Raw genomic sequence first — 4,938 nt, 5'->3', positions numbered from 1 at the left:
CAACAGCCGCCGCAGGCCGCCCTCTTCGCGGCGCAGGGAGCCGGTGACGACCGCCTCCGTCCCCGCCTCGTCCACGATCTCGCTGACCGGCTGCACCAGAACCGGGTGAGCGCTGGACTCGACGAACACCGAACAGCCCTCACCAAGGAGCGCCTCGACCGCCGGTCCGAAGCGGACCTGACTGCGCAGGTTGCGGTACCAGTAACCACCGTCCAGGACGCCGGCCTCGCTCACCCAGTCGCCGGTGACCGTGGAGTAGAACGGCACCAGCGGTGCCTGGCTCCGGATGTCGGCGAAGGCCTCACCCAACGCATCCTCGACCCGGCGATCACCCGGCTGCGCACGGCCACGATCCGCGCCGCATCCTCCAACGACAACGCACCGGCCACACACGCAGCCGCGATCTCACCCTGCGAATGCCCGACCACCGCATCCGGAACAACACCCACCGACGCCCACACCGCGGCCAGACCCACCATCACCGCGAAACTCGCCGGCTGCACCACATCCACCCGGCCCAGCAGGTCCGCCTCGCCGCGCAGAACAGCCGTCAAGTCCCAGTCCGTCCACGGCTCCAGAGCCCGGGCACACTCCCCGATCCGCTCCGCGAACACCGGCGAGGACTCCAGCAACTCCCGGCCCATCCCCAGCCACTGCGAACCCTGACCCGGGAACACCAACACCGTCCGCCCAGGCGCCCCAGCCGAACCGGCCACCACCGCAGGACTGTTCTCGCCCCTGCCCAGCGCGCCCAGCCCCGCCACCGCCTCCTCACGGGAACCGGCGACGACCACGGCCCGCTCCGACAGCACCGCCCGCCGGACCAGCGCCCCCGCGATCCCGGCCGGCAACACCTCCGTGTCCCCGGTGAACGCCGCCAGCCGCTCCGCCTGCGCGGACAGCGAGCCCTGCGACGCCGCCGACACCACCAACGGGACCACACCGCCGGCCGGCGCCCCGGATACTACGGCCGGCTCCTCGGGTGCCTGCTCGAAGATGAGGTGGGCGTTGGTGCCGCTCAGGCCGAAGGAGGAGACGCCGGCGCGGCGCGGGCGGCCGGCGTCGGGCCACTCCCGGGCCTCGGTCAGCAGCTCGACGGAGCCCGCCGACCAGTCGACCTGCGGGGTGGGTTCCGCCACGTGCAGGGTCGGGGGCAGGACACCGTGCCGTAGCGCCTCGACCATCTTGATCACGCCGGCCACGCCCGCGGCGGCCTGGGTGTGACCGATGTTGGACTTCACCGAGCCCAGCCAGAGGGGCTGTTCGCGGTCGCGGCCGTAGGTGGCCAGCAGGGCCTGCGCCTCGATGGGGTCGCCGAGCGCGGTGCCCGTGCCGTGCGCCTCGACCACGTCGACGTCGGTGGTGGCCAGCCCGGCCGCCGCCAGCGCGCGGCGGATCACCCGCTGCTGAGAGGGGCCGTTGGGGGCGGTCAGGCCGTTGGAGGCGCCGTCCTGGTTGATCGCGCTGCCGCGCAGCACGGCGAGGACGTGATGGCCCTTGCGGCGCGCCTCCGAGAGGCGTTCCAGGACGATCACGCCGACGCCTTCGGCCCAGCCGGTGCCGTCGGCGGTGGAGGAGAAGGCCTTGCAGCGGCCGTCGGGGGCGAGGGCCCGCTGGCGGGAGAACTCCACGAAGGTGCCGGGGGTCGCCATGATGGTCGCGCCGCCGGCCAGCGCGAGGGAGCACTCGCCGCTGCGCAGGGCCTGGGCGGCCAGGTGCATGGCCACCAGCGAGGAGGAGCAGGCCGTGTCCACGGTCACCGCGGGGCCCTCGAAGCCGAAGACGTAGGACACCCGGCCCGAGGCCACGCTCACGGCGGAGCCGGTGGCCGTGAAGCCGCCCAGCTCGGGCGGGATGTCGCCGCCGATGCCGTAGCCCTGGGTCATCACGCCGGAGAACACGCCGACGTCCGAGCCCTTCAGCGCGGACGGGTTCACGCCTGCCCGTTCCAGCGCCTCCCAGGAGGTCTCCAGCAGCAGCCGCTGCTGCGGGTCCATGGCGAGGGCCTCGCGCGGCGAGATGCCGAAGAAGCCCGCGTCGAACAGGCCGGCCTCGTGCAGGAAGCCGCCCTGGTCGACGTACGAGGTGCCGATGTTCTCGGGGTCGGTGTCGAAGAGGTCGTCCACGTCCCAGCCGCGGTCGGCGGGGAAGCCGGAGATGGCGTCCCGGCCCTCGACCACCAGCCGCCACAGTTCCTCGGGGCTGTCGACGCCGCCGGGCAGCCGGCAGGCCATGCCGACGACGGCGATCGGCTCGTCCGGGTCGGCCACGACGACGGTGGGGGCCGCCGCGCCGAGGGCGTTGCCGGTCGCTCCCACCAGCTCGTCGCGGAGGAAGCGGGCGAGGGCGACCGGCGTCGGGTAGTCGTAGACGAGGGTGGCGGGGAGGCCGAGGCGCGTGGTCTCGCGCAGCCGGTTGCGCAGCTGGACGGCGGTGAGCGAGTCGAAGCCGGCATCCTTGAACGCCTTGTCGGCCTTGACCTTCTCCGGGCCGGTGTGGCCGAGCACGGTCGCGACATGGGTGCGGACCAGGTCCAGGAGCAGGGCCTCCTGCTCGGCCGGGGTGAGGCCCGCGAGCCGGCCGGCCAGGCCGCTGCCGCGTCCCGCGGCGATGCGGGCGGCGGCGCGCCGGCTGTGCGGTACCAGTGTGCGCAGCAGGGACGGTATGTCGCCGCCGGCCGCCGCCTCGGCGCGTACGGCCCGCAGGTCCAGCTTGATCGGGACGAGGAGGCTCGCACCGGTGTGCAGGGCCGCGTCGAAGAGGGCCAGGCCCTCGTCGGCGCTGATCGCCTGGAAGCCGCCGCGGTGCATGCGGGCCTGGTCCACGTCGTTCAGGTGGGCCGTCATGCCGGTGGCCTGCTCCCACAGACCCCAGGCGCGCGCCGATCACACCGTCGTCCAGGACACCCGCCGTGTGCACCACACCCGACAGCGGACGCTCGGCCGACACCGAGGCCAGCAGCTCGGCCACGGCCTCCCGGTCCGACACGTCACAGGTGGCCAGGACGGCGGCGAGCAGCGACTCGACGTCCGTGCCGGCCGGTGTGTCCGTGTCGAGCAGGACGATCCGGTCCGGGTTCTCCGCCTGCGCCACACGGACCAGGCCCCAGACGGCCGCCGCGGCCGGATCGGTGACGTCCGCGTCCCCGCCCGCGGGCACCGCACCCCGGGTGACGACGACCAGCCGGGTGCCTTCGAGCCGGGGCTCGGCCAGCCAGGCCTGGACGACGCTCAGCGTCCTGCTGGTCAGCGTCAGAGCGGCGGTGTCGTCCACGCCGTCCGCGACGCAGTCGAACACGGCTGCGGAGGGCAGCCCGGCGCCGTTCGCGAGCGCCGTCACCTCGCTCGCGTCGGTCAGCGCGATCCAGTCCGGTACCGTCCGGGCCGGCCGGGGAGCGGGCAGCTCGGTCCACTCCACCCGGAACAGGGCGTCGGCCGCGCCGGGGGCGAGGTCCGCGGACGCGAGACGGTCGGCGGAGACGGGCCGCAGGGTCACGGCGTCCGCCGTCAGCACCGGGCCGCCGGTCTCGTCGGCGGCCTCCACCGACACGACGCCGGTGGCGGACCGGACGAGCCGGGCGCGCAGCACCGTGGCGCCCGTGGCGTGCAGGACGATCCTGTTCCACTCCAGCGGTTGCCAGACCTGCGTGCCGTCGCCTGCGACGGCCTCACGGACGGCGGGGTGCAGGACGGCGTCCAGCAGTGCGGGGTGCACGCCGTACCGGTCGGCCTCGGTCTGCTCGTCGTCCGCCAGCGCGGCCTCGGCGAACAGCTCGTCCCCGCGCCGCCACAGGCCGCGCAGGCCCTGGAAAAGGGGGCCGTAGGCGTGGCCGTGGGCGATCAGTTCGGCGTAGAGGGCGTCGGTCTCGGCCCGCTGGGCACCGGGCGGCGGCCAGGCGGTGAAGTCGAAGGTGCCGGTCGCGGTCTCGCCGGCGGCCGGCGCGAGGATGCCGGTGGCGTGCCGGGTCCAGGTGACCGGCCCGCCCGCCCCGGTGGCGGCGTCGGGGGCCGCGTACACCTCCACGCTGCGGGCACCGGTCTCGTCCGGCCCGCCGACGGTGATCTGCACGCGTACGGCACCCTGCTCCGGGACGACCAGCGGCGCCTCGACGACCAACTCGTCCAGCACTCCGCAGCCGACCTCGTCACCGGCCCGTACGGCCAGCTCGACCAGCCCGGCACCGGGTACGACGACCACTCCCCCGACCGCGTGATCGGCCAGCCAGGAGTGCGTGCGCAGCGACAGCCGGGAGGTGAACACCAGCCCGTCCGACTGCGGCAACGGCACCACCGCACCCAGCAGCGGGTGTCCGGCACCGGCCAGCCCCAGGGCCGCCGCGTCGATCACCGACTCCGACATCCGGAGCCAGTAGTGCTGGTGATCGAAGGCGTACGTGGGCAGGTCCAGGTGGATTTCGGTGGCGCCCTCGGGGAGCACGGCCGCCCAGTCCACTTGCGCACCGCGCACGAAGAGTTCCGCCACGGACAGCAGGAGCGTCTGCGTCTCGCCGCGTTCGTCGCGCAGCGCGGGCACGCCGACCGCGTCCTCGCCCGCCGACTCCGCGATGGCGCCGGTCAGCGCGCCGCCGGGGCCGAGTTCCAGGAACACCTGGCCGCCGGAGGCGGCGATGCCGTCGGCGAAGCGGACCGGTCGGCGGACGTGGCCGACCCAGTACGCCGGATCCGTCAACCGGCCCGGCTCCGCCAGGCGGCCGGTCACGTTGGACACCACCGGGATCACCGGCTCGTTCCAGGTCAGCCCGTCCAACGCCTGCGCGAAGCCGTCCAGTATCGGCTCCATCAGCGCCGAGTGGAAGGCGTGCGAGACGGTCAGCCGCTTCACCCGGCGGCCCTGCTCACGCAGCTTCTCCGCCAGGGCGAGGACGGGCGCCTCATCGCCGGAGAGAACGACCGAACCGGGAGCGTTGACCGCCGCCAA

2 pseudogenes are annotated in these 4,938 nt (G+C 74.3%); both read right to left on the bottom strand.

Annotation, left to right across the window (positions count from 1 at the left end):
* Positions 1-4,017: pseudogene (locus tag IG05_RS43115) on the bottom strand (beta-ketoacyl synthase N-terminal-like domain-containing protein); the annotation flags it as partial.
* Positions 4,018-4,068: 51 nt separating this feature from the next.
* Positions 4,069-4,938, bottom strand: a pseudogene (locus tag IG05_RS50830) (acyltransferase domain-containing protein); the annotation flags it as partial.

It is taken from the genome of Streptomyces sp. NRRL S-1022, from assembly GCF_000720135.1.
Lineage (GTDB): Bacteria > Actinomycetota > Actinomycetes > Streptomycetales > Streptomycetaceae > Streptomyces.
The sequence above is the reverse complement of the archived record's forward strand: the minus strand, read 5'-3'. Positions and strand labels throughout refer to the sequence as shown.